Genomic DNA, 21,779 nt, shown 5'->3' on the forward strand with positions numbered 1-21,779 from the left:
TGGCGTCACTGTCGGTCCGAAAATCTACTTGTGCCAACCGAAACCTCGTCTAGTTCGCCGCCAACGTGGCGATGAGGGCGTCGCACACCCTCCGCTCGAACTTAGGAGGTTCCGATTAGACGCTTGGGAGGGCTCCGGTTAGAATTTGGTGAGAGGCATTATCCGATCGCCGGCAGGATTACCGCATGACCGTTCGAGGCCGCATCTTCCTATTTCAAATCGTCATTCTCGCCCTTGTCGGACTGATTTCAGGACTGGCATTCGCAACACTCCAGCTGACAGAGGAATTCGTCCGCCGAATCGACAGCGTCCACGGGCGGTTCGAGGCGCTCGCCGAACTCAATGGGCAAGCCAACAATTACACCGAGCAACTCGCTGAAGTCTTGCTGCTTGGGCCCGAGCAAATGCCGGATTTCGAAGCGGCGCGAGAAGCAGTGAAATCCGGATTCTACAAGCTGGAGGGCGCCACTCGCGAGGAACTCGGTGCTCTCGGATATTGGAGCGATAGACGCCAGGAGGAGGCCGAACTCAGATTCGTCGGTCGCGTCAAGGCGCTGTTTGAGGCGATCGATCGGGCCGCCCAGCGACTGTTCAGCCAGCGAACAAAGGGGGATCCAAAGGGCATCGTAGACGCCTTCCGCAACGATGTGGAGCACCGATTAGAGAACGATCTTGAAGAAATGATTGAAGCCGCTTTGCACGATGAGCGCAGGGAGGTTGGAGAGGAACTCGCCGGCGTCCGTGGCGCACAATGGCGGCTGCTGCTGCTGACCGGCGGCTTCGCTGCGTTGCTCATGCTGGGCAGTCTGGGGTTCGGCCTGGTCCTGCGACGATCAATCGCCACACCTGTGCGTGAACTGAACGAAAGCGCCAAAGCCATCGCTGCAGGCAAGCTCGACCATCGCGTTTCCGCGACCGGACGCGACGAGTTCGCTTCCCTCTCGCGAAGTTTCAACAGCATGGCCGAGGCTCTCGAGATCGAACGTGCTGCTCTGATTTCGGTACAGGACCGCTTGGAGGCGGAGGTTCAGTTGCGCACCCGTGAACTGCGGAAAGCCAATGAGCAACTGAGAGCGATCGATAGCCGACGCACACAATTTTTTGCGGAGGCAAGCCACGAACTCCGCACGCCGTTGACGATTCTCCGCGGAGAGGCCGACGTTGCCCTCCGCGGCCAACCGCGTGTTCGATCTTACCGCGAAGCTCTGAGCCGAATCCGCAATTGCGCTGAAGATATGGCTCGCAACCTGGGGGACCTTCTGGCATTCGCCCGCTCCGAAGCTGAAAATTTCAGGTTCTCCTTGCGCAACATCGATACCGGTGAGGTTGTGAAGGCGGCCGTTCAGGAGGCTTCCGTACTCGCAGGTCCCAAGCAGATATCCGTTGACCTGTCGCTCAACCCAGACCATTGCCTCATTCGGGGTGACGCCCAGCGCCTAAAGCAAGCGCTGCTGATCGGCTTCGACAACGCCATAAAGTACTCAAAGCCGTATCAGACAATAGCAGTCGAGATGGCTGAGCGTCATGGAATGCTTGAGATCGCCATCCGCGACAACGGTTCAGGGATCGATGCCAACGATCTCCCGTTCGTGTTTGACCGATATTATCGCGGGCGTGTCGGCGGGAGGTCCGCAGCCGACGGCCTTGGTGTTGGCCTCGCGATCGCCAAGGAGATTATAGACGGGCACAATGGCACAATCGGCCTTGAAGGAATTGAGCCTTCGGGAACCCTCCTCAGAATCAGACTGCCGCTGGTACATCGCACCCATGATTCGAATCCTGATCGTTGAAGACGACCGGCGTGTCTCCGACTTTCTCCGCCGGGGGTTGGAGGCCGAAGGCTTCCACGTGAGTGTCGCGGAGGACGGTCGCGAGGGACTAGCCATTATTCGTACGGATCCATTCGATCTCGTGATCCTGGACCGTCTGCTTCCCTACCTGGACGGCCTTGAGCTGTGCCGGATCGTGCGATTGGAGCAGTGGCCGGTTCTCATCCTGATGCTGACCGCGAAGGAGACAATTCAGGATCGCGTAGATGGGCTCAAGGGCGGTGCCGACGATTACCTGACGAAACCGTTTGCGTTTGATGAACTGGTGGCCAGGATTGACGCGCTGCGCCGACGCCGTCAGGGTGCAGTGGATCGACAATTGCTTCGAGTGAGCCGCCTCAATCTCGACACGAGCGCTCGTCGTTTTGCGGACGGCGACCGGGAAATCAGCCTTACCCGACGTGAATTCGACCTTCTGCATTTCCTTATGCTCAATGCGGGGAAAGTGGTTAGCCGCGAGCGCATCCTCAACAATGTCTGGTCATACAGCTTCGAACCCGGGACGAAGATCGTGGAGGTATACATTCGCTATCTGCGTGCGAAGCTCGGGCCGGATGCATCGGCCAGCATTCAGACAGTTCGTGGGATCGGCTACATGCTGGTCGAGCGGAAGCCATAGAAGGTAGAGCGAACTCTTTGTCGCACCGTTCTCGCCGCTCGCTGGAAACCTTCCCTTCCGCAACGCCGCTTCCACCGCTTGTTTCCGAATAGGAGTTCATTGGCTCCCTTCCATGCTGCCGGCGCGCGCCGTCCACCCGCTGTGGGCATTGCCCCGCCGCGGTCCGACCTTTCCATTCGTGTTCTGGCTTGGCCGGCGACGCCGATTTTGGCGGCCGTTAACCGCTTTCGCAATTCACGCCCTCTACCCCCAGGCCTGCAGCCACCCAGTCGGGGAAGCCGCCTTCGAACCGGAGCGAGGCCCAGCCTCGTGCCCTGAGGATTGCCAAGGCGTCGGCCGAAAGAACGCACTGGACTCCACGACAATAGGCGACAACGAGTGAAACAAGAGATGCCAAAATGTTGGAGTTCGTTGTTCGTGCGGCCGTCGTTGGAACGGCGCGACAGCCCTGATGGACCTCTGGGGATGGTTTCTGAAGCGAATGTTCGCGATTCCACCGCTTGATTACGCCTGGGTCGGCCGCTGGATAGGGCACTTTCCACATGGACGTTTTGCACATGCGAATATCGCACAAGCTGCCCGCGTTCGCGGCGAAACCGCCATTGGATGGAGTGCGCATTACGCGACCGGCATCGTATTTGCCGCAGCGCTGATTGGAGTGTGGGGCCTCGACTGGGCACGGCACCCGACAGTGCTTCCGGCCCTGTTGGTCGGCGTCTGCACCATCGTCGCGCCGTTCTTCGTGATGCAACCGGCTTTTGGGATCGGCATCGCGGCTTCGAAAGTTCCCAACCCGCGCACTGCGCGCCTGCGCAGCCTTATGGCCCATCTGTCTTTCGGGGTTGGGCTGTACGTTGCAGCATCGCTTTCGGCATTGCTACTTCCGGCCTGATGGGCCGCCCGCTTGCACCTCGCGCCGCCTTCCGCTATAGAGCCGCCACCCGCGTAGACACCCTTGGAGGCAACGCGGCGGAAGGCCGCCTTCCCGCATGATCCCGAAAAGTGGATTCCGGTTTTCGGACCAGGTCATGCGTTAGCTATGTCGGCTTTCGACGTTTACGGCCCCGGCACGTTGCCGGCCGCGAACGCTCCAGAACAACGCGAAAGGAAATGCCATGAGCCACGATACTTACGAGCTCAAGGCCGAAGCGCGCGAACAGGTCGGTAAGGGGTCCGCCCGTGCAGTTCGCCGCAACGGTAAAGTGCCTGCAGTGATTTACGGCGACAAGCAGCCTCCCCTGGCGATTGCGCTGACCTACAAGGACATCTACTACAAGATCCATGGCGGCGGGTTTCTGACCACGGTCGCCACGATCGATGTCGACGGCAACAAGATCCAGGTTCTGCCCAAGGATTTTCAGCTCGACCCGGTCAAGGATTTCCCTGTCCATGTCGATTTCCTGCGCATCGGCAAGGATACCGAAGTCAACGTCGATGTGCCCGTGCACTTCATCAATGAAGACAAGTCGCCCGGCATCAAACGCGGCGGCGTGCTCAACATCGTGCGCCACGAGGTCGAGTTCCACTGCCCGGCCAATGCGATCCCGGATTTCATCACCGTCGATCTCACCGGTACCGATATCGGCGATTCGATCCACATTTCGGCCGTCACCTTGCCGGCCGGCGTCAAGCCGGTGATCTCCGACCGCGACTTCACCATCGCGACCATTGCCGGCTCCTCGGCGATGAAGCCGGAGGCTGCGGAAGAGACGACTGAAGCGGCTGCGCCCGAAGCGGCTCCTGCCGCCGAAGAGAAGTAACCCCTTCCCGCCCGGAGGCGACGATGCTTGTCTTTGCAGGCCTCGGCAATCCGGGCGCGAAATACGCCAACAACCGGCACAATGTCGGCTTCATGGCGGCGGACGCGATCGCCCGCCGCCATTCCTTTTCGCCTTGGTCGAAGAAATTCCAGGGTCTGATTGCCGAAGGCACGCTTGCCGGCGAAAAGGTGATCCTGATCAAGCCGCAGACCTTCATGAACCTGTCCGGCCAGGCGGTCGGCGAAGCCTTGCGCTTCTACAAGCTCGGCCCTTCGGCGCTGACTGTCTTTTATGACGAGATCGACCTTGCCGCCGGCAAGGTGCGGGTCAAGGTCGGTGGCGGTTCCGGCGGCCACAACGGCATCCGCTCCCTCGACCAGCACGTCGGCAAGGATTTTCGCCGTGTGCGCATCGGCGTCGGCCATCCCGGCGTCAAGGAAATGGTGCACGGCCATGTGCTTGGCGATTTCGCCAAGGGCGACCGCGAATGGCTGGACGTGCTGCTCGACGCAATCGCCAATGGTGCCGGATTGCTTGCCAAGGGCGACGACAATTCGTTCATGAACCGCGTGACGCTGGCGCTGCGCGACAAGCTCACGCCGACGGACGACGACGATCGCCCGCCGCCCAAGGCGCCAAAGGCGCAAAGCCACGTCCGCCAGGCGCGGCCGCAGCAGCCGGCGGCCAAGCTGCCCGAAACCGGCCCGATGGCGGCCATGCTGAAGAAGCTTTTTGGCGGCAAGGACTGAGCCATGGATCTGGATGACATTCAGGAATTGGTCCGTCTCATCAGACAGAAGTATGTTGATTATTTCGTCACCGCTGCCGGCGAACTTGCTCGCAACAGCCAAGGATCGCATGCGACCGAAATCAAGTTTTCGAACGTCGATTCCTTCTATCGAAATTTCATCGCGGTTGATTTCGTCAGTAATGACGGACAGCCAAATCCGCAATTCATCAACAGCGATTCCTATGTGAAATTCTCTCCGGATATTCACGCCGGGATGGGTGGAATGGATGTCCTCATCTCACCTTTCAGGTGGGATGAGGTTCATTTTAAATTCCCTATAAATGAGCTCGACGGCGATCTCTTCGACGAATGGTTTCGCGGCTGGTTCGATATCGATAGCGAGCGTGAAACATCGGAGACCGTCGGAAACGTCATTCACAGTGCGCAATTGCTCGAGGGGCAACTGACCATCGATTTCGGAACCGCTGAGGTCGACGCGTTCTGGCATCTTCTGCAAATACTGAGCAGGTCCGGCGTTCGTTCGTTGGCGATAGGCACCGATGACATCGCGCAGCGTCTGAATTGAATTGCGCCTTGACGATCATCGGCGCTTTCGCCCATAGCCCTGATCAAATTTCGATTTCCCGATAGGACCAGACAAAAATGGGTTTCAAATGCGGCATCGTTGGCTTGCCCAATGTCGGCAAGTCGACGCTCTTCAATGCGTTGACCAGGACGGCGGCGGCGCAGGCCGCCAATTATCCGTTCTGCACCATCGAACCGAATACCGGCGAGGTGGCGGTGCCCGATCCGCGCCTGCAGAAGATCGCCGCGATCGGCAAGTCGAAGGAGATCATCCCGACCCGCATCTCGTTCGTCGACATTGCCGGCCTGGTGCGTGGCGCCTCCAAAGGCGAAGGGCTTGGCAACCAATTCCTCGCCAACATCCGTGAGGTCGACGCCATCGTCCATGTGCTGCGCTGCTTCGAGGATGACGACGTCACCCATGTCGAGGGCCGCATCGATCCTGTCGCTGATGCCGAGACCGTCGAAACCGAATTGATGCTTGCCGACCTCGACAGCCTTGAGCGCCGCATCGTGCAGATCCGCAAGCGTGCCGCCGGCAAGGACAAGGAAGCAGCGACCGCACTTCCGATGATGGAAGCGGCGCTTGAACTGCTGCAGGCGGGCAAGCCCGCCCGCATCCTGCTCAACGGCATCTCGGCTGAGGATCTACGCATCCTGCAGGGGCTGAATCTCTTGACCTCACACCCGGTGCTTTACGTCTGCAACGTCGCGGAAGCCGATGCCGCCACCGGCAACGCGCATACCAGGGCGGTCGAGAAGATGGCCGCCGCGCAAGGTGCCCGCACCGTTGTGATTTCCGCGGCGATCGAGGCCGAGGTCGCCCAGCTCTCGGACGAAGAGGAAATGGAATTCCTGGCAACGCTCGGTCTGGACGAACCCGGCCTGAACAAGGTCATCCGCGCCGGCTACGAGCTGCTCCAGCTCATCACCTACTTTACCGTTGGCCCCAAGGAGACACGCGCCTGGACCGTGCACAAGGGCGCCAAGGCGCCGCAGGCGGCAGGCGTCATCCACACCGATTTCGAGCGCGGCTTCATCCGCGCCCAGACCATCGCCTATGAGGACTTCGTCAGGCTAGGCGGCGAAGTCGCGGCCAAGGAGGCCGGCAAGGCGCGCGACGAAGGCAAGGAGTATGTCGTCCAGGACGGCGACATCATGCTGTTCAAGTTCAACACCTGAGCCGGCGAGGGAGCCCAATGGTCACCATTGCCGTCGCTCGATGACAAACTTCAAAGCAGGGCGTCGCAGTGGCTCTTGCGCTGCTTGACGGGCCATCGTGCGGGGTCTAAGGGGCCTCTGCACCGGCCTCGCGCCTCGCCTGCCCGTGTCCGTGCGATGTGACTGACGCGCCCCCTCCAAACGAACGCTCTTTGGCAACAGCAAGGGAGACCCGGCGATGATCAAGGCCTTCGTCGTCGACAATGATCGCCTGCGCCTGGTCGACGATCTCGTGCAAAACAGCGACACTGTCGTCTGGGTCGACCTCTTCAACCCGACAAAGGAGGAAGAGACGACAATCGAGACCTGGCTCGGCATCGCCGTTCCGACGCGGGAAGAGATGGAGGAGATCGAGATCTCGAGCCGTCTCTACGTCGAGGACGGCGCCTACTTCATGACCGCCATTCTGCCTGCGCAGACCGAGGTGAACGATCCCTTGATGTCGCCGGTCACCTTCGTGCTCGCCGGAAGCAGGCTGATCACCGTGCGTTACCACGAGCCGAAGGCGTTCAAGACCTTTCCGCTGCGCGCCGAGAAGGTGGCGACCGGCTGCACCAGCGGCGACACCATCCTGATCGGACTGCTGGAGGCGATCGTCGACCGCCTCGCCGACATTCTGGAGCGCGCCGGCCGCGACGTGGAGGCGATCTCGCGCGACATCTTCGAGGCACGCTCGACCAAGGTTTCCAAGCGCAACCGCGACTTCCAGGAGCTGTTGAAAGGCATTGGCCGCAAGGAGGACCTCGCCTCCTCGATCCGCGACAGCCTGATCTCGCTGCAGCGCCTTGCCGGCTTTCTCGCCCATGCCTCCACGCAAAGCAGGATGAGCAAGGATACCCGCGCTCGCATCAAGACCTTGTCGCGCGACGTGCTGTCGCTCGCCGACCACGCCACGTTCCTGTCGCAGAAGATCAGCTTCCTGCTCGACGCGACGCTCGGCATGATCTCGATCGAGCAGAACGCCATCATCAAGATCTTCTCCGTCGCCGCTGTCATCTTCCTGCCGCCGACGCTTGTCGCTTCGATCTACGGCATGAATTTCGACATCATCCCTGAGCTCAAATGGCACTTTGGCTATCCCTTCGCCATCGGCATGATGGTGCTTTCGGCAATCCTGCCTTTCTGGTATTTCCGCCGCCGCGGCTGGCTATAGGGTCGTCAATACCGCGCTGCGGCTTGGTCGCAACGGGCTGGCGCAATAGAAATTGCTTGACCAAATGCCGCCCTGCCTGCATCCGGGACCCGGACCCGTAGCGATCGTACAATCCTGAACAGGATTTCCAGACCATGACCGCAAAGACCTGGGCTTATGAGGATTTTGTCGAGGGCGCTTCGCTCGACCTCGGCACCAAGCTGGTAAGCGCCGCCGAAATCATAGAATTCGCCAACGAGTTCGATGCCCAGCCGATGCATCTCGACGAGGCCGCGGGCAAGGCCAGCATCCTCGGCGGGCTGGCGGCTTCAGGCTGGCACACCTGCGCCATGTTCATGCGCATGCTGTGCGATGCCTTCCTGCTCGACTCGACCTCCCAGGGCGCGCCGGGCGTCGACCAGGTCAAATGGAAACGGCCGGTCCTGGCCGGCGACCTGTTGACCGGCAGCACCACCGTCCTTGCCAAGCGACTGTCCAGATCGAAACCCCGCCTTGGCCTGGTGACCATGCGCAGCGAGTTGTTCAACCAGCGCGGCGAAGGTGTTTTCGAGCTCGAAAACACCGTCATGTTCCTCACCCGCGAGGGCAGTGCGTGAGCCTCGACGAATTCTTCTGCATCGGTATCACCGTCACGCTCGGTTCACATCGATTCGAACCGGAGGCGATCAAGGCGTTCGCCCGCAAATACGACCCGCAGATATTCCATATCGACGAAGAGGCGGCGAGGAACAGCATATTCGGCGGGCTCTGCGCCTCGGGCTGGCACACCGCCGCCACCTGGATGAAATTGAACCTCCAGGCTGGCATAGAGGCAGAGGTCGCCCGCTGGCCCGGTCCCGGGCCGGTGCCGAAATTCGGCCCCTCGCCCGGCTTCAAGAACCTCAAATGGCCCAAACCTGTCTATGCCGGGGAAACCGTGACTTTCACCCGCACCGCGCTGGCCCATCGCCCTATCGCCTCGCGACCGGGCTGGCGGCTGCTGACGCTCCGCTCGGAGGCCTTCGATTCGACCGGCGACAAGGTCATCGAATTCGAAAGTGCCGTGCTGGTGAAGGTGGAGTGAGCGGAGTTCTTCCCTACTCCACAAGAAGGGGAGAAGGAAGAAACGCTCAATGCCCCTCAAACCCGATCAGCGTCCTCACCGGTACGCCGAGCGCCTCTAACCTCTCGCGGCCGCCAAGGTCCGGCAGGTCGATGACGAAGCAGGCGGCGAGGATGTCGGCGCCGATCTGCCGCAATAGCTTGACGGCCGCCTCGGCCGTGCCGCCGGTGGCGATCAAATCGTCGACGAGGATTACCTTCTCGCCTGGAGAAACACCGTCTTTGTGCATCTCCATCTCGTCCAGCCCGTATTCCAGGCTGTAGGCGACGCGCACCGTCTCGGAAGGCAACTTGCCCTTCTTGCGGATCGGCACGAAGCCGGCCGAGAGCTGGTGGGCGATGGCGCCGCCGAGGATGAAGCCGCGCGCCTCGATGCCGGCGATCTTGTCGATCTTGAGGCCGGCATAGGGATGCACCAGTTCGTCGATGGCGCGGCGGAAGGCCCGCGCATTGCCGAGCAGCGTGGTGATGTCGCGAAACAGGATGCCCGGCTTGGGATAATCCGGAATGGTGCGGATCGCGGCAAGCAGCGTCTCTTCGAGCGAGGATTTCATCAAGCGGCTCTCCGGGCCTTTCAGATTCGGCTGAAGACGTGAAGGGAATGGGCCAATCGTAACCCGGTGCAGCTAAGTCCGGCTACCGCCATGTGACGCCTGACAGAAAATTGTCCGGCAAAGGGGCCACTCTGCGCCGGCAGCGATGAATCGACATGCCTGCAATGAGAAGGGCGTCTTTCGACGCCCTCGCATTCTCGTAGATCGCAGGGCTCAGTGCGCCACGCCGGCCCACACCTTGCGTTTGGTCAGGTAGACCAGTGCGCCGAACAGCAGCAGGAAGACCAGTACGCGAAAGCCGGTCTTCTTGCGGTCCTCGAGGTGTGGCTCGGCCGCCCACATCAGGAAGGCCGACACGTCACGCGAATACTGGTCGACCGTCTGCGGCGCGCCGTCATCATAGGTTACCTGGCCGTCAGAGAGCGGCTTCGGCATCTTCAGCGACACGCCGGACAGGAAGTACGGATTGTAGTACGTGCCTTCTGGTATGACCATGCCCGCCGGCGGCTGCTGGTCGTAGCCGGTCAGCAGCGAGTGGATGTAGTCGGGGCCGCCCTGGGCATACTGGGTAAAGATATCGAAGACGAAGCGCGGGAAGCCGCGTTCGACCCCGCGCGCCTTTGCCAGCAGCGACATGTCGGGCGGTGCTGCGCCGCCATTTGCCGCCGCCGCCGCTTCCACATTGGGGAACGGCGCCGGGAAATGGTCGGACGGCTTGCCGGGACGATCGAACATGTCGCCGGCATCGTTCGGTCCGTCATGGATCGTATATTCGGCCGCCAGCGTCTTGATCTGCGCATCCGAATAGCCAAGGCCCTCCAGTGTACGGAACGCCACCAAATTCATCGAATGGCAGGCCGAGCAGACTTCCTTGTAGACCTTCAGCCCGCGCTGCAGCTGGGCCTTGTCGTAGGTGCCGAATGGCCCGGCGAAGCTCCAATCCATTTCCTTCGGTTCGTGTATCGGGAAATGCGTCGGCGCCGCCTCATTGTGCGCCTCTTCCTGGGCGCTGGCTCCAGTGCTTGCGGCACCCATGCCCGCGGCCACAAGGCCAAGCAGCGCCAGCGAGGAGAGAATCTTCTTCATGCCAAATCCCCTTGAGATTCTCTGACGCGCCGTCACCGTCTCGAGCATGACCTTGTCCGAGTACCGGTTTCCACTTTTCGGAATCATGCTCAGCCCTTGGTTTCCGGCGCGGTCGTGGCGCCGGCAGGATGTCCACCGCCGCCCTTGTTCTTCTCGAGCACCGCCTCGGTGATCGAGTTCGGCAGCCGCCGCGGCTTTTCGATCAGCCCGAGCACCGGCAGCGCTACCAGGAAGAAGGCGAAGTAGAACAGCGTCGCCATCTGCGCCATGAATACATAGCTGCCCTCGGCCGGCTGCGAGCCCAGCCAGCCGAGCAGGATGGAGTCGGCCACGAACAGCCAGAAGAACAGCTTGTACCAGGGCCGGTAGACTGCCGAGCGCACCTTCGAGGTGTCGAGCCACGGCACCAGGAACAGCATGACAATCGCGCCGAACATGCAGAGCACGCCGCCGAGCTTGGAGTTGATGGGCCCGATATTGAAGGTGATAGCGCGCAGGATCGCGTAGAACGGCAGGAAGTACCATTCCGGCACAATGTGGGCCGGCGTCTTCAGGGGGTTGGCAACGGTGTAATTGTCCGGATGGCCGAGATAGTTCGGCAGATAAAAGACGAAATAGGCGAAGACGAACAGGAACACGATCATGCCGAACCCATCCTTGATGGTCGCGTAAGGCGTGAAGGCGAGCGTGTCGGTCTTCGATTTGACCTCGATGCCGGTCGGATTGTTCTGGCCGACGACGTGAAGCGCCCAGATGTGCAGCACGACAACGCCGGCGATCATGAACGGCAGCAGGTAATGCAGCGCAAAGAAGCGGTTCAGCGTCGGATTGTCGACCGCGAAGCCGCCGAGCAAAAGCTGCTGGATCCAGTCGCCGACCAGAGGTATGGCGGTGAAGAAACCGGTGATGACGGTGGCGCCCCAGAAGCTCATCTGGCCCCAGGGCAGCACGTAGCCCATGAATCCGGTCGCCATCATCAGCAGGTAGATGATACAGCCGAGGATCCACAGCAGCTCGCGCGGCGCCTTGTAGGAGCCGTAGTAGAGCCCGCGGAAGATATGGATGTAGACGGCGACGAAGAAGAACGACGCGCCGTTCGAATGCAGGTAGCGCAGCAGCCAGCCCGAATTCACGTCGCGCATGATCTTTTCGACCGAATAGAAGGCGAGAGTGCTGTCGGCCGCATAGTGCATGGCCAGCACGATACCGGTCAGGATCTGCGCCGCCAACATAAGCGCAAGGATGCCGCCGAAGGTCCAGGCATAGTTCAGGTTGCGCGGCACCGGATAGGCGATGAAGCTGTCATAGACCAGCCGCGGGAGCGGCATGCGGGAATCGAACCAGCGTCCGATACCGGTCTTGGGCGTATAGGTCGAGTGTCCCTCGCTCATCGAAATATCCCTTGCCTCAGCCGATACGGATCTTGGTGTCGGAAACGAATTGAAACACCGGCACCGCCATGTTCTCCGGCGCCGGTCCCTTTCGGATGCGGCCGGCCGTATCGTATTGCGAACCGTGGCATGGGCAGAACCAGCCGCCGAAATCGCCTTCCTGGCCGAGCGGGATGCAGCCGAGATGGGTGCAGACCTGGACCATCACCATCCAGGCTTCCTTGCCCGGCGTGGTCCGGTTGGCGTCGGTTGCCGGCGCGTCGGCCGGCAGGTTGGCATTGCGGGCAATTGGATCCTTGAGTTCGGCGAGATTGACCGCCTCGGCGTCCCTCATCTCTTTTTCGGTGCGGTTGCGCACGACAACCGGCTTGCCGCGCCACTTCACGACGAGCGACATTCCCGGCGTCAGCGAGGAGACGTCGACCTCGACCGAGGCGAGCGCCAGCGTCGAGGCATCCGGTCGCATCTGGTCGATGAATGGCCAGGCAACGGCGCCCGCGCCGACCACTGCGGCCATGCCGGTGGCGACGTAGAGAAAATCACGACGGTTGGGATCCTGGGTGTCGGTTGCGCTCACGGGTGCCTGATCCTTTCGCCTCTTCCGTGCCGGCGGCCGAGCCTTGTTCCCCGCTCAATCGCGCCGGCCCGACAGCGCATGGCGAACAGGCTAGCGAATTCCTCCGGCATTTGGGACTTGGGTTTATGCGTGAAGCCTGTTTTTGTCCAGACGGGTGAAGGCACAAGGGCAGATTGTCGCGGGGGCGTAATTCGCACGGCGGAACGATTGGAAAACAGCAGCAAAACCAAATGGCTGCGTTCGCCTCGACATCTGGCGCTCGCCCGGTTTATCCTCGGCCTATGGCGCATGTCATAGACCGCGGCAAATGGGCCGAAGCGCCCGACCGCTGGCCCGACCACTGGCAGGGCGAGCTGCAAGGCGGAGCTTACGGCGCCCGCAGCTGCCTGATCTTCAACTACCTGCCTGACATCGGCGGCGGCCCCAGGCTGCACAGCCATCCCTATTGCGAGATTTTTATCATCCGGACCGGCACCGGCCTGTTCACCATCGGCGACCGGCAGATCGAGGCCACCGCCGGCCAGATCCTGGTCGTACCGCCGAACACGCCGCACAAATTCACCAATCTCGGGCCAGGCCCGCTGGAAACCACCGACATACACGAGAACGGGAGCTTCATCACCGAGTGGCTGGAATAACGCTTCCCAAACCAGTTCCGGTTCGGATCATGCGCTGGCGCCGAGCCTGGCCAGCACGGCCTTGGGAATGTTGTATTCCCGGATCACCGCGTCGTGCTTGCGCAGGCCGCAGAGTTCGCGCTGGATGAAATACCCGTGCACCGCTTCGGCTGCATCCCTGAGCAGCCGGGCGCGGTCGACATCGTCGCAATTCTCGCGCAGCCTCGTCAATGTTTCCTCGACGCGCCGGCCGGCGCGGCCGAGCGCGGCCGCCTTCTCGCCGAGGATTTCATGGCCAAGCAGGTCCAACGCGCTCTCCTGCGCGCCGGACCGTCCGAAATTCGATGGCATTCTCACCATCATGGTCTACTCCGGTCTTTAGAAACTACTCCGCCGGCCGGGTCTCGGCCAGCGCGCTCTCCTCGTTGAACAGGAAACCGCCGGACTGCCGCTTCCACAGCCTGGCATAGAGCCCGTCGAGCCCGACCAGCTCGTCATGCGTGCCTTGCTCGACGATGCGGCCCTCGTCGAGCACTACCAGCCGGTCGAGTGCCGCAATGGTCGACAGCCGATGCGCGATGGCGATGACCGTCTTGCCTTCCATCAGCCTTGCCAGATTTTCCTGGATCGCCGCCTCGATGTCGGAATCGAGCGCCGAGGTCGCCTCATCGAGCACCAGTATCGGTGCATCCTTGAGGAAGACGCGGGCGATCGCCACGCGCTGGCGCTGGCCGCCGGAGAGCTTGACGCCGCGCTCGCCGACATAGGCCTCGTAGCCGATACGATCGCGATTGTCGCGCAGACCGAGGATGAACTCGTGCGCCTCGGCCTTCTTCGCTGCCGCGACCACCTCGGCGTCGGTCGCTTCCGGCATGCCGAGCTTGATGTTGTCGCGCAGCGAGCGGTGGAAAAGTGCCGTATCCTGGCTGACGACGCCGATATTGGCGCGCAGCGAATTCTGCGTGACCCTGGAGACGTCCTGCCCGTCAATGGTGATCTTGCCGCTCTCGAGGTCGTAGAGGCGCAGGATCAGATTGACCAAGGTCGTCTTGCCGGCGCCGGACGGGCCGACCAGGCCGACCTTTTCGCCCGGCCGCACGACGAGGTCGATGCCGTTGAGCACGCCGGACCCCTTGCCGTAGTGGAACTCGACATTGTTGACGTTGATACGCCCGCCGCCGACGACAAGCTCTTTCGCGTCCGGCGCATCGGTCAGGCCGAGCGGCTGTGAGATCAGCGCCTTGGAATTCTCCAGCACGCCGAGGTTCCGCAAGATGCCGTTGAGCTGCATCATCAGCCGGCCGAGCAGCATGTTCAGCCGCAGCACCAAAGACAGCGTGAAAGCCACGGCGCCGACTGTGATCGCACCCTCGACCCAGAGATAAACGGCAAAGCAGGCGATCGCCGTGATCATAATGCCCGACAGCATCGTCAGCGCCATGCGCACGCCGGTCAGCCTGCGGGTGAACGGGCGCAGCGCGTCGAGATAGATGTCGAAGCCGTTCCTGATGTAGCGGTCGTCGCCATCGGCCGAGAACAGTTTCAACGTCTGCACGTTCGAATAGGAATCGACAAGGCGGCCGGTGATCATCGAGCCGGCTTCGGCGGTGGCTTCGGCATGTTTGCGGATTGCCGGCAAATAGCGCCTGGCCAGAAAGCCGAAGGCGGTAATCCAGATCACCACCAGCACCGCCAGCCGGAGATCGAGCCCGGCGACCAGCGCCAGCGTCGTCACCGTATAGACGACCATGAACCAGACCACCTCGATGAAGCTTTCCATCAGATCGCCGGTCGCCTGTCCCGCCTGCCAGACCTTGGTCGCGATACGCCCGGCAAAGTCGTTCTGGAAGAAGGCGTAGGATTGGCGCGAGACATGGCGATGCGCCTGCCAGCGCACCAGATTATAGAAACCCGGCGTGATCGTCTGCTCGTCGACCAGCGCCGACAGGCCGACGACAATGGTGCGGATGACCAGCACCACCGCGATCATGAAGACAAGTTCCGGGCCGGCGGCAGTCCACAGAGCGTGCCAGCTGCGTTCACCGGGAAGCTGGTCGAGGATGTCGACCAGCCGCCCGACGAAATAGAACAGTCCGGCTTCGACCAGCGGCGCGATGCCGCCGATCACCAGCATGGCGAAGAAGGCGATCTTCGCCTGCCCGACATAATGCCAGAGGAAACCCCTGACGCCGGCAGGTGGGCGAAGGTCCGCAGGCTCGCGGAATGGATAGACCCAGTTCTCGAACCAGCGGTAGATGGCAGTCATCATTCGGCGGCTTCACCCTTGGCGATTGCATCGTTGGCGGCTGCATCGTTGGCGGAGGGGCCGTCGTCGAGCAGGAAGCCGCCCGACTGGCGTTGCCAGAGCTGGGCGTAGAGCCCGCCGCTGGCAACCAGTTCCTCATGCGAACCTTCCTCGATGACGCGGCCCTTGTCCATAACGACGAGCCGGTCCATGGCGGCGATCGTCGACAGCCGGTGCGCAATGGCGATGACGGTCTTGCCTTGCATCAGTCTGTAGAGGTTCTCCTGGATGGCCGCCTCGGCCTCGGAATCGAGGGCGGAGGTCGCTTCGTCGAGGATAAGGATTGGTGCGTCCTTCAGCATGACACGGGCTATGGCGATGCGTTGCCGCTGGCCGCCGGACAATTTGACGCCGCGATCACCGACATGCGCGTCGAAACCCTTTCGACCGTTAGAATCCGACAATCCGGCGATGAAATCCAGCGCCTCGGCGCGCCGCGCCGCCTCGATCAGCATCTGGTCGCTGGCGTCCGGCCGGCCATAGAGGATATTCTCGCGCACCGAGCGATGCAGCAGCGAGGTGTCCTGCGTGACCATGCCGATCTGGGCGCGCAGCGAGTCCTGCGTCACCGCCGCAATGTCCTGGCCGTCGATCAGGACCTTGCCGCTTTCGAGGTCATAGAAGCGCAACAGAAGATTGACCAGCGTCGACTTGCCGGCACCCGAACGGCCGACGATGCCGACCTTCTCGCCCGGCTTCACCGTCAGCGACAGGCTTTCGATCACGCCCTTCTGCTTGCCATAGTGGAAGCGGATGTCCTCAAAACGGATCTCCCCCTTGGTCACGGCAATATCCTTGGCGCCAGGCCGGTCTTCGACGAGGCGCGGCAGCGAGATCGAGGCGATGCCGTCCTGCACCGTGCCGATATTCTCGAACAGCGTGGACATCTCCCACATGATCCATTGCGACATGCCCCAGAGCCGAAGCACGAGGCCGATGACCAGGGCGACGGCGCCGATCGTCACGGCTTGGCCGAGCCACAGCCATAGCGAGATTGCGGTGACCGAAAACAACAGCAGCGAATTCAGGACGTAGAGCAGGCCGTAGAGCTGAGTCACCAACCGCATCGACCGGTAAACGGTGTCGAGAAAGCCGGCCATACCGTCCTTGGCGAAGGATGCCTCGCGCCGCGCATGCGAGAACAGCTTGACCGTCTGGATGTTGGAGTAGCTGTCGACGACACGGCCGGTCATGGTCGAGCGCGCATTGGCCTGCTCCTCGCCGACCTTGCCCAGCCGCGGGATGAAATAGCGCAACAGCAGGACATATCCGGCAAGCCAGACGGCAAGCGGCGCAGCCAGCCGCCAGTCTGCCGAGCCGACGATGAACAGCATGCCGAGAAAATAGACGACGATATAGTTGAGCACATCGATGAGCTTGATGACGCACTCGCGCACCGCGAGCGCGGTCTGCATCAGCTTGGTCGCGATGCGCCCGGCAAACTCGTCCTGATAGAAGCTCATCGACTGCTTGAGCAGGTAACGATGCACCTGCCAGCGGATACGCATCGGATAATTACCCATCAGCGTCTGCTGGTTGAGCAGCGAATGGAACCAGACCGTCGCCGGCAGCGCGAAAACCACGATGAAGGCCATCCCGGCCAGCTTCAAGCCTTCGGTCTGCAGGAATGTCTCGCGATTCTGTCCGGACAGCCAGTCGACGATCCGGCCCATGAAGCCGAACATCCACACCTCGGCAAGGGCGATGGCCGTCACCAGTACCGCATCGAGAGCGATGTAGGGCCACGCGCCGCGCGTATAATGCACGCAGAAGGCGATCAGTGTCCGCGGCGGCTCGACCGGCTCCTTGGCAGGGAACGGATCGAGCCTTTTTTCAAACCAGCTAAACATAGAGATGCTCACAATACCTGTTTCCGCTCACGCGGCACGCGAACGGACGGGGTGCCCAGACCGCATGGCGTCAAGGACCGGCGATACGGAATCGTCCGCCTCGCCGGTCCTGCTTCGCGCTATATAGGTTGTCGCGGGCCTTTCGCCGACAGTCTCGTTTGACGATGCTGACGACGTTTTGACGATCCGGATTTTCGCGCTGGTTTTTGCACCAGGCCGGATCAGCCTGATGATCCGGCGCACCAGCGACGGCCGGCTATAGTCCGGAACGGCGCGCGAGAAATCGACGTCCGGCAGCATACCGCGATGCGGACGCCGGCGGGTCTCGGCGTGAACCGCCGACGAGTAGGTCTCGCCGATCAAAAGCGCCCAGGTCGCAGTCTTCCGCTCGTGCAGGCTTCTTGAGCCGGGTATTCTACAGGGATCGAACATCGGTCCGTCCTCCAGTTGAAGATGCAGGTAGAAGGGTGAACCAACCCAGGCCGCGGGCACGCGCGGCGCGGCAAAGGTGGCATCGGTCGAAGCGTGTTCAGGTGGGGCGTTCAGCCCCTTCCACAGCTTGAAAAACATCGCAGGATTCCTTCAAAGGCCGAAAAAGGTTTCGGCGGGAATCGGTGCGATTGAAGTCTAGAAGGTCAGGAGAATCGTCGTACCGAAACCGCCGTCGGGCTGGTAAGCCCACGAGAGGGGTGGTGGATGTGCATGGCCATCATGAATTACCCCTCCGTCGGTTCGGGTTGACAATGCTGGCCGTATAACCGACTTCGCAGAAAATGACCACCCGCCAGTCCAGGAATTTCCAAAACCGCGAGAGCTCTGTGGCTGATCTGCCACTTATTAGAAAGACGCGGAAATGAACGACCGTCTCCGCATCGCGCTCTACCAGCCTGATATCGCCGGCAACACCGGGACAATCCTGCGCTTCGCCGCTTGCCTCGGTCTCGGCGTCGACATCATCGAACCGGCGGGCTTCCCGCTCGGTGACCGGGCGCTGAAACGGGCCGGCATGGACTACCTCGAAATGGCGGCGCTCACCCGGCACGTCGACTGGCACGCCTTCGAGGACTGGCGCAAGCTTGCCAAGCGGCGGCTGGTGCTGCTGTCGACCAAAGCCACGACCCCTTACACCAGCTTCGCCTTCGGCGATGACGACATTCTTCTGTTCGGCCGCGAATCCGCAGGCGTTCCGGATCTTGTCCATCAAGCGGCGGATGCCCAATTGACCATTCCCATGCAAGACGCTGCGCGCAGCATCAACGTCGCGCTTTCCGTCGCCATGGTGGCGGGTGAAGCCATCCGGCAACTCGGATAACGGCACTCCGTCTCCCGTCATCCTGGCCCAGGCGCACATCACCATCTCCTTGGTTTGCAGATCCCGGGTTTCTTCGCTACAAGCTCAACTTAACTTTAGGTCAAGCGAAAAAATCGGAACGGAAAAAGAGGGATGGCACCGGTAACGGAATTGACGGTCGGCCAAGTGGCCATGCGCAGCGGTGTGGCGGTGTCGGCGCTACATTTCTATGAGGCCCGCGGGCTGATCCGCAGCCACCGGACGTCAGGCAACCAGCGGCGCTACGGCCGCGACGTGCTGCGCCGTGTCGCGATTATCAAGGTAGCGCAGGAGGTCGGTATCTCACTGGCCGAGATCGGCACGGCCCTTGCGTCACTGCCCGAGGGCCGCACGCCGACGCGCGATGACTGGAACCTGCTATCGACCGCCTGGCGCGACGGGCTCGACCACAAGATCGCCCAGCTGAAGAAACTGCGCGACGGGCTGACCGACTGCATCGGCTGCGGCTGCATGTCGATCGACAAGTGCCCGTTGAGGAACAAGGGCGACCGGCTGGCAAGGGAGGGGACCGGGGCGCGGCGGCTGATTGTTGCATCCTAAATGGAAGCAGTGCGATTATGGTGCGATACGGAAGGGAACCTCAGTGCTGGGACATCTAATCCAAGCAGAAGAAGAGACACAGCTCATCGTGTCTATCGGATCGATTCCGGCGGCATGCCAACGCCCTATACGTCCTTGAGCTTCGATGAGGCGCAGAAAATGGGCTTCGAAAAATTCGGCAAGCTACTTGGTGAGAACCTAATTCTAGATTCTCCAAAATTGCGCGATCTATTTTTGTCGTGACATCCCTTAATCTGCTGCCGGCAACCGTCGTATCGTGAACTCGATCACGTCGCCCGGCCGCTCGAACCAGCTTTCGATCTCGGTCCAATAGGCCTGCTTGGGAAAGCGCTCGAACCATTCCTTCGCCTTGAGACGAGCGTCGGAGCGCGGCAGCACGAAGGTCTCGCGCAGGAAGCCGTCGCGCGGCATGCGCGCGTTCTCGGCGCGCGAACGGTCGAGCCTCTTCTTCAGGCCATCCAGCGGCGGTCTTGCCGGGGTGCGCACGAAAGAACTACATTCACACTTGACCCTTGCACCCAAGAGATTAGGGATCGCGGCCGGAAAAGACGAGTCATTTGTCGGGCGCGCCCGCAACCGGAGACAGGATTTGCAACGACCCGAGATACCGGCGGGGCTGCCAGCCGACATCGAACAGAAGAAGACGAAGGCACGGCTGTGGTTCGAGACGTTGTGCGAGCGCATCTGTGCCAGCTTCGAGCAGATCGAGCAGGACCTGCAGGGGCCGCAGGCTAGCTGGTCGCCCGGCCGCTTCGAAAAGACGCCGTGGCAACGCGATGCCGGCAAGGGCGGCGGCGGTATCATGTCGATGATGCACGGCCGCGTCTTCGAGAAGGTCGGCGTCCACACCTCGACCGTCCACGGCGAGTTCTCGCCCGAATTCAGGAAGCAGATGCCGGGCGCCGAAGAGGACCCCTCCTTCTGGGCAAGCGGCATTTCGCTGATCGCCCATCCGTGGAACCCCAACGTGCCGGCCGTGCATATGAACACGCGCATGGTCGTCACCTCGCGCCAGTGGTTCGGCGGCGGCGCCGACCTGACACCGGTGCTCGACCGCCGCCGCAGCCAGGACGACCCCGACACGATCGCCTTCCACAGAGCGATGCAATTTGCCTGCGAGAAGAACGCGGCGATCGCCGACTACGTGAAATTCAAAGCCTGGTGCGACGAGTACTTCTACCTGCCGCACCGCGACGAGCCACGCGGTACCGGCGGTATCTTCTTCGACTGGCTGCATTCGGATGAGGACAAAGGCGGCTGGGACGCCGATTTCAACTTCGTCCAGGACGTCGGGCGATCTTTTCTCGTCGTCTACGGACATCTGGTGCGCGCCAACTTCAATGACAACTGGACCGATGGCGACCGTGACGAGCAGCTCATCCGCCGCGGCCGTTATGTCGAATTCAACTTGCTTCACGATCGCGGCACCATCTTCGGGCTGAAGACCGGCGGCAATGTCGCCTCGATCCTGTCCAGCCTGCCGCCAGAAGCGAAATGGCCGTAAAATCTCGGTGAGCACAACGTGAGCCGCAATCGGGTCCAAATCCCCAGAATTTGACGGCGAATGTGGCGCAAGGCGCGCCAGAAAATATCTTTTTCGTCTAATATACCATTGTAAAGATTGGGTTATTTGTCGCGTCGGGCCGGGAAACGCCGGCGGTTCTTTACTCCCGAGAGCCGCGACCCGACGTGACCGGACGGCCCATGATTGAATGGGGCACCTTTCCCAAGCGGTGCCCGCATTTTCCAGGAGAGCATGCCATGCGCAAGCTTATTATGACCGCGGCCGCCGCTGCCGTTCTCGCCTCTGGTACTGCCGCATTCGCTGCGGTCAAGCACACCACCGGCACGATCAAAAGCTTTGATGGAACGGCGATGAGCCTAGTTCTGGATAACGGAGCCACCTTTACGTTGCCCCAGACCTTCAAGGATCCTGGCCTGAAGGTCGGCGAAAAGGTCCGCGTCACGTGGGATATGAGCGGCAAGGATAAAATTGCCGAGGCAGTCAAGATCGTGAAGTGATGTCCTGCCCGCTGGAGCAAGACGAGGTCTTACTCCTGGGTGGCGTAAGAGGGCGGAGCAGCGATGCTCCGCCTTTTCGCAACCCGATCACCAGAGGGCCGCGTGTCGGCTTGGACGCACGGCACTCTAAGGCAACCAAAACCGTTCGATCGTGTTATGCTTAGCTGGCCAGCGTGTAGCCCGGATACCGTACGCGGTTTCCGGATCGCGCAATCAAAGGTCTGGAGCTTCCGTGTCAGTGCGCTGCGCGGCGCTCCAAGGAGGAGATGAGGAGAAGCCGATGAAGGAATTCCATTGCGGGTCGCTCGTACCCGGCTGCGAGTGGCACACACGCGCCGAGGAGGAGGCTGAGGTCATGCGCCGTGCCGTCGAGCATCTGCGCGAGACGCACGGCGAGACGGTGATCCGCGAGACGATGATCGAGGCGATCCGCTCGCGCATCGAAAAGGTCCGCGACGCAGCGTGAC

Annotated in this window: 25 protein-coding genes; 16 read left to right on the forward strand and 9 right to left on the reverse strand. The window is 61.5% G+C overall.

The features are described 5' to 3' along the window. Positions 1-185 precede the first annotated feature (185 nt). The 10 genes from NKH41_RS18395 (at position 186) to NKH41_RS18440 (ending at position 8,960) form a co-directional block, all read left to right on the forward strand. Positions 186-1,790 carry a sensor histidine kinase gene (locus NKH41_RS18395; RefSeq protein WP_352469745.1) on the forward strand — a complete coding sequence of 535 codons (1,605 nt, stop codon included), beginning with the start codon at positions 186-188 and terminating at the stop codon, positions 1,788-1,790. Then, on the forward strand, positions 1,768-2,448 hold the full coding sequence (locus NKH41_RS18400) for a response regulator transcription factor (RefSeq protein ID WP_352450507.1): 681 nt from the start codon (positions 1,768-1,770) through the stop codon (positions 2,446-2,448). Before NKH41_RS18395 ends, NKH41_RS18400 begins: the two co-directional genes overlap by 23 nt. A gap of 451 nt (positions 2,449-2,899) precedes the next feature. After that, positions 2,900-3,340 carry a DUF2938 domain-containing protein gene (locus NKH41_RS18405; protein WP_352770925.1) on the forward strand — a complete coding sequence of 147 codons (441 nt, stop codon included), beginning with the start codon at positions 2,900-2,902 and terminating at the stop codon, positions 3,338-3,340. Between the two features lie 223 nt (positions 3,341-3,563). Further along, positions 3,564-4,208 (forward strand): 50S ribosomal protein L25/general stress protein Ctc, encoded by a 645-nt coding sequence (locus tag NKH41_RS18410; RefSeq protein ID WP_352469743.1) that lies wholly within the window; start codon positions 3,564-3,566, stop codon positions 4,206-4,208. Positions 4,209-4,231: 23 nt separating this feature from the next. Beyond that, the gene (gene pth, locus NKH41_RS18415) at positions 4,232-4,957 is read left to right on the forward strand and encodes an aminoacyl-tRNA hydrolase (protein WP_352770923.1); all 726 of its coding nucleotides are present in this window, start codon (positions 4,232-4,234) and stop codon (positions 4,955-4,957) included. 3 nt (positions 4,958-4,960) lie between these two features. Then, positions 4,961-5,524 carry a hypothetical protein gene (locus tag NKH41_RS18420; RefSeq protein WP_352770921.1) on the forward strand — a complete coding sequence of 188 codons (564 nt, stop codon included), beginning with the start codon at positions 4,961-4,963 and terminating at the stop codon, positions 5,522-5,524. A gap of 77 nt (positions 5,525-5,601) precedes the next feature. Continuing rightward, the gene (gene ychF, locus NKH41_RS18425; protein WP_352469740.1) at positions 5,602-6,705 is read left to right on the forward strand and encodes a redox-regulated ATPase YchF; all 1,104 of its coding nucleotides are present in this window, start codon (positions 5,602-5,604) and stop codon (positions 6,703-6,705) included. Positions 6,706-6,922: 217 nt separating this feature from the next. Continuing rightward, positions 6,923-7,897, forward strand: coding sequence for a magnesium/cobalt transporter CorA (corA, locus tag NKH41_RS18430; RefSeq protein ID WP_352469737.1), 975 nt, complete (start codon positions 6,923-6,925; stop codon positions 7,895-7,897). Positions 7,898-8,031: 134 nt separating this feature from the next. Beyond that, entirely contained in the window at positions 8,032-8,493 is a 462-nt protein-coding gene (locus tag NKH41_RS18435) for a MaoC family dehydratase (protein ID WP_352770919.1), read from the forward strand. Beyond that, on the forward strand, positions 8,490-8,960 hold the full coding sequence (locus NKH41_RS18440; protein WP_352469735.1) for a MaoC family dehydratase: 471 nt from the start codon (positions 8,490-8,492) through the stop codon (positions 8,958-8,960). The genes NKH41_RS18435 and NKH41_RS18440 overlap by 4 nt, the downstream gene beginning before the upstream one ends. 46 nt (positions 8,961-9,006) lie before the next feature. Here NKH41_RS18440 and NKH41_RS18445 read toward each other — a convergent pair whose 3' ends face one another. The 4 genes from NKH41_RS18445 to petA form a co-directional block, all read right to left on the reverse strand. Further along, a complete protein-coding gene (locus tag NKH41_RS18445) occupies positions 9,007-9,552 on the reverse strand; it encodes an adenine phosphoribosyltransferase (protein ID WP_352469734.1) in 546 nt (181 codons plus the stop codon). Positions 9,553-9,765: 213 nt separating this feature from the next. Then, positions 9,766-10,638, reverse strand: coding sequence for a cytochrome c1 (locus NKH41_RS18450; protein WP_352469733.1), 873 nt, complete (start codon positions 10,636-10,638; stop codon positions 9,766-9,768). 89 nt (positions 10,639-10,727) lie between these two features. Next, positions 10,728-12,029: a cytochrome b gene (locus tag NKH41_RS18455; RefSeq protein WP_352770915.1), complete on the reverse strand. Its 1,302-nt coding sequence runs from the start codon at positions 12,027-12,029 to the stop codon at positions 10,728-10,730. Between the two features lie 16 nt (positions 12,030-12,045). Then, positions 12,046-12,606 (reverse strand): ubiquinol-cytochrome c reductase iron-sulfur subunit, encoded by a 561-nt coding sequence (gene petA / locus NKH41_RS18460; protein ID WP_352469731.1) that lies wholly within the window; start codon positions 12,604-12,606, stop codon positions 12,046-12,048. A 281-nt stretch (positions 12,607-12,887) separates the two neighbouring features. Between petA and NKH41_RS18465 the strand changes: the two genes are divergently transcribed. Beyond that, positions 12,888-13,244 carry a cupin domain-containing protein gene (locus NKH41_RS18465; protein WP_352770913.1) on the forward strand — a complete coding sequence of 119 codons (357 nt, stop codon included), beginning with the start codon at positions 12,888-12,890 and terminating at the stop codon, positions 13,242-13,244. Between the two features lie 27 nt (positions 13,245-13,271). On the opposite strand, the gene NKH41_RS18470 is transcribed toward NKH41_RS18465, so the two are convergent. Genes NKH41_RS18470 through NKH41_RS18485 form a run of 4 tightly spaced genes read right to left on the reverse strand, consistent with a single transcriptional unit; the run spans position 13,272 to position 17,948 of the window. Next, positions 13,272-13,586, reverse strand: a complete 315-nt coding sequence (locus NKH41_RS18470; RefSeq protein WP_352683924.1) for a DUF6665 family protein — start codon at positions 13,584-13,586, stop codon at positions 13,272-13,274. 22 nt (positions 13,587-13,608) lie between these two features. Next, positions 13,609-15,492, reverse strand: coding sequence for an ABC transporter ATP-binding protein (locus NKH41_RS18475; protein WP_352683923.1), 1,884 nt, complete (start codon positions 15,490-15,492; stop codon positions 13,609-13,611). Continuing rightward, positions 15,489-17,378: an ABC transporter ATP-binding protein gene (locus NKH41_RS18480; protein ID WP_352541005.1), complete on the reverse strand. Its 1,890-nt coding sequence runs from the start codon at positions 17,376-17,378 to the stop codon at positions 15,489-15,491. Before NKH41_RS18480 ends, NKH41_RS18475 begins: the two co-directional genes overlap by 4 nt. A 27-nt stretch (positions 17,379-17,405) precedes the next feature. Continuing rightward, positions 17,406-17,948 carry a hypothetical protein gene (locus tag NKH41_RS18485; protein ID WP_352469727.1) on the reverse strand — a complete coding sequence of 181 codons (543 nt, stop codon included), beginning with the start codon at positions 17,946-17,948 and terminating at the stop codon, positions 17,406-17,408. Between the two features lie 283 nt (positions 17,949-18,231). On the opposite strand from NKH41_RS18485, the gene NKH41_RS18490 reads away from it, so the two are divergent. After that, positions 18,232-18,690: a tRNA (cytidine(34)-2'-O)-methyltransferase gene (locus NKH41_RS18490; protein ID WP_352683922.1), complete on the forward strand. Its 459-nt coding sequence runs from the start codon at positions 18,232-18,234 to the stop codon at positions 18,688-18,690. Positions 18,691-18,822: 132 nt separating this feature from the next. After that, positions 18,823-19,269 carry a redox-sensitive transcriptional activator SoxR gene (gene soxR, locus NKH41_RS18495; protein ID WP_352683921.1) on the forward strand — a complete coding sequence of 149 codons (447 nt, stop codon included), beginning with the start codon at positions 18,823-18,825 and terminating at the stop codon, positions 19,267-19,269. Positions 19,270-19,518: 249 nt separating this feature from the next. On the opposite strand, the gene NKH41_RS18500 is transcribed toward soxR, so the two are convergent. Continuing rightward, on the reverse strand, positions 19,519-19,776 hold the full coding sequence (locus NKH41_RS18500) for a hypothetical protein (protein WP_023679487.1): 258 nt from the start codon (positions 19,774-19,776) through the stop codon (positions 19,519-19,521). A gap of 103 nt (positions 19,777-19,879) precedes the next feature. On the opposite strand from NKH41_RS18500, the gene hemF reads away from it, so the two are divergent. From hemF to NKH41_RS18515, 3 genes are all read left to right on the forward strand, one after another. Beyond that, complete coding sequence (gene hemF, locus NKH41_RS18505) at positions 19,880-20,794, forward strand: oxygen-dependent coproporphyrinogen oxidase (protein WP_352469726.1); 915 nt, start codon at positions 19,880-19,882, stop codon at positions 20,792-20,794. 257 nt (positions 20,795-21,051) lie between these two features. Beyond that, positions 21,052-21,312: a DUF1344 domain-containing protein gene (locus NKH41_RS18510; protein ID WP_023679489.1), complete on the forward strand. Its 261-nt coding sequence runs from the start codon at positions 21,052-21,054 to the stop codon at positions 21,310-21,312. A gap of 280 nt (positions 21,313-21,592) precedes the next feature. Then, positions 21,593-21,778 carry a DUF1059 domain-containing protein gene (locus tag NKH41_RS18515; RefSeq protein ID WP_023679490.1) on the forward strand — a complete coding sequence of 62 codons (186 nt, stop codon included), beginning with the start codon at positions 21,593-21,595 and terminating at the stop codon, positions 21,776-21,778. The last annotated feature ends 1 nt before the right edge of the window (position 21,779 follow it).

Source organism: Mesorhizobium sp. M1169 (assembly GCF_040318345.1).
Classification (GTDB): Bacteria; Pseudomonadota; Alphaproteobacteria; order Rhizobiales; family Rhizobiaceae; genus Mesorhizobium.

What these genes read in the sequence shown, in the direction of transcription:
- NKH41_RS18395 (WP_352469745.1), top strand. Translation starts at nt 186, where the DNA reads ATGACCGTTCGAGGCCGCATCTTCCTATTTCAAATCGTCATTCTCGCC.
- NKH41_RS18400 (WP_352450507.1), top strand. Translation starts at nt 1,768, where the DNA reads ATGATTCGAATCCTGATCGTTGAAGACGACCGGCGTGTCTCCGACTTT.
- NKH41_RS18405 (WP_352770925.1), top strand. Translation starts at nt 2,900, where the DNA reads ATGGACCTCTGGGGATGGTTTCTGAAGCGAATGTTCGCGATTCCACCG.
- NKH41_RS18410 (WP_352469743.1), top strand. Translation starts at nt 3,564, where the DNA reads ATGAGCCACGATACTTACGAGCTCAAGGCCGAAGCGCGCGAACAGGTC.
- pth (WP_352770923.1), top strand. Translation starts at nt 4,232, where the DNA reads ATGCTTGTCTTTGCAGGCCTCGGCAATCCGGGCGCGAAATACGCCAAC.
- NKH41_RS18420 (WP_352770921.1), top strand. Translation starts at nt 4,961, where the DNA reads ATGGATCTGGATGACATTCAGGAATTGGTCCGTCTCATCAGACAGAAG.
- ychF (WP_352469740.1), top strand. Translation starts at nt 5,602, where the DNA reads ATGGGTTTCAAATGCGGCATCGTTGGCTTGCCCAATGTCGGCAAGTCG.
- corA (WP_352469737.1), top strand. Translation starts at nt 6,923, where the DNA reads ATGATCAAGGCCTTCGTCGTCGACAATGATCGCCTGCGCCTGGTCGAC.
- NKH41_RS18435 (WP_352770919.1), top strand. Translation starts at nt 8,032, where the DNA reads ATGACCGCAAAGACCTGGGCTTATGAGGATTTTGTCGAGGGCGCTTCG.
- NKH41_RS18445 (WP_352469734.1), bottom strand. Translation starts at nt 9,552, where the DNA reads ATGAAATCCTCGCTCGAAGAGACGCTGCTTGCCGCGATCCGCACCATT.
- NKH41_RS18450 (WP_352469733.1), bottom strand. Translation starts at nt 10,638, where the DNA reads ATGAAGAAGATTCTCTCCTCGCTGGCGCTGCTTGGCCTTGTGGCCGCG.
- NKH41_RS18455 (WP_352770915.1), bottom strand. Translation starts at nt 12,029, where the DNA reads ATGAGCGAGGGACACTCGACCTATACGCCCAAGACCGGTATCGGACGC.
- NKH41_RS18465 (WP_352770913.1), top strand. Translation starts at nt 12,888, where the DNA reads ATGGCGCATGTCATAGACCGCGGCAAATGGGCCGAAGCGCCCGACCGC.
- NKH41_RS18470 (WP_352683924.1), bottom strand. Translation starts at nt 13,586, where the DNA reads ATGATGGTGAGAATGCCATCGAATTTCGGACGGTCCGGCGCGCAGGAG.
- NKH41_RS18475 (WP_352683923.1), bottom strand. Translation starts at nt 15,492, where the DNA reads ATGATGACTGCCATCTACCGCTGGTTCGAGAACTGGGTCTATCCATTC.
- NKH41_RS18480 (WP_352541005.1), bottom strand. Translation starts at nt 17,378, where the DNA reads ATGTTTAGCTGGTTTGAAAAAAGGCTCGATCCGTTCCCTGCCAAGGAG.
- NKH41_RS18485 (WP_352469727.1), bottom strand. Translation starts at nt 17,948, where the DNA reads ATGTTTTTCAAGCTGTGGAAGGGGCTGAACGCCCCACCTGAACACGCT.
- NKH41_RS18490 (WP_352683922.1), top strand. Translation starts at nt 18,232, where the DNA reads ATGAACGACCGTCTCCGCATCGCGCTCTACCAGCCTGATATCGCCGGC.
- soxR (WP_352683921.1), top strand. Translation starts at nt 18,823, where the DNA reads ATGGCACCGGTAACGGAATTGACGGTCGGCCAAGTGGCCATGCGCAGC.
- NKH41_RS18510 (WP_023679489.1), top strand. Translation starts at nt 21,052, where the DNA reads ATGCGCAAGCTTATTATGACCGCGGCCGCCGCTGCCGTTCTCGCCTCT.
- NKH41_RS18515 (WP_023679490.1), top strand. Translation starts at nt 21,593, where the DNA reads ATGAAGGAATTCCATTGCGGGTCGCTCGTACCCGGCTGCGAGTGGCAC.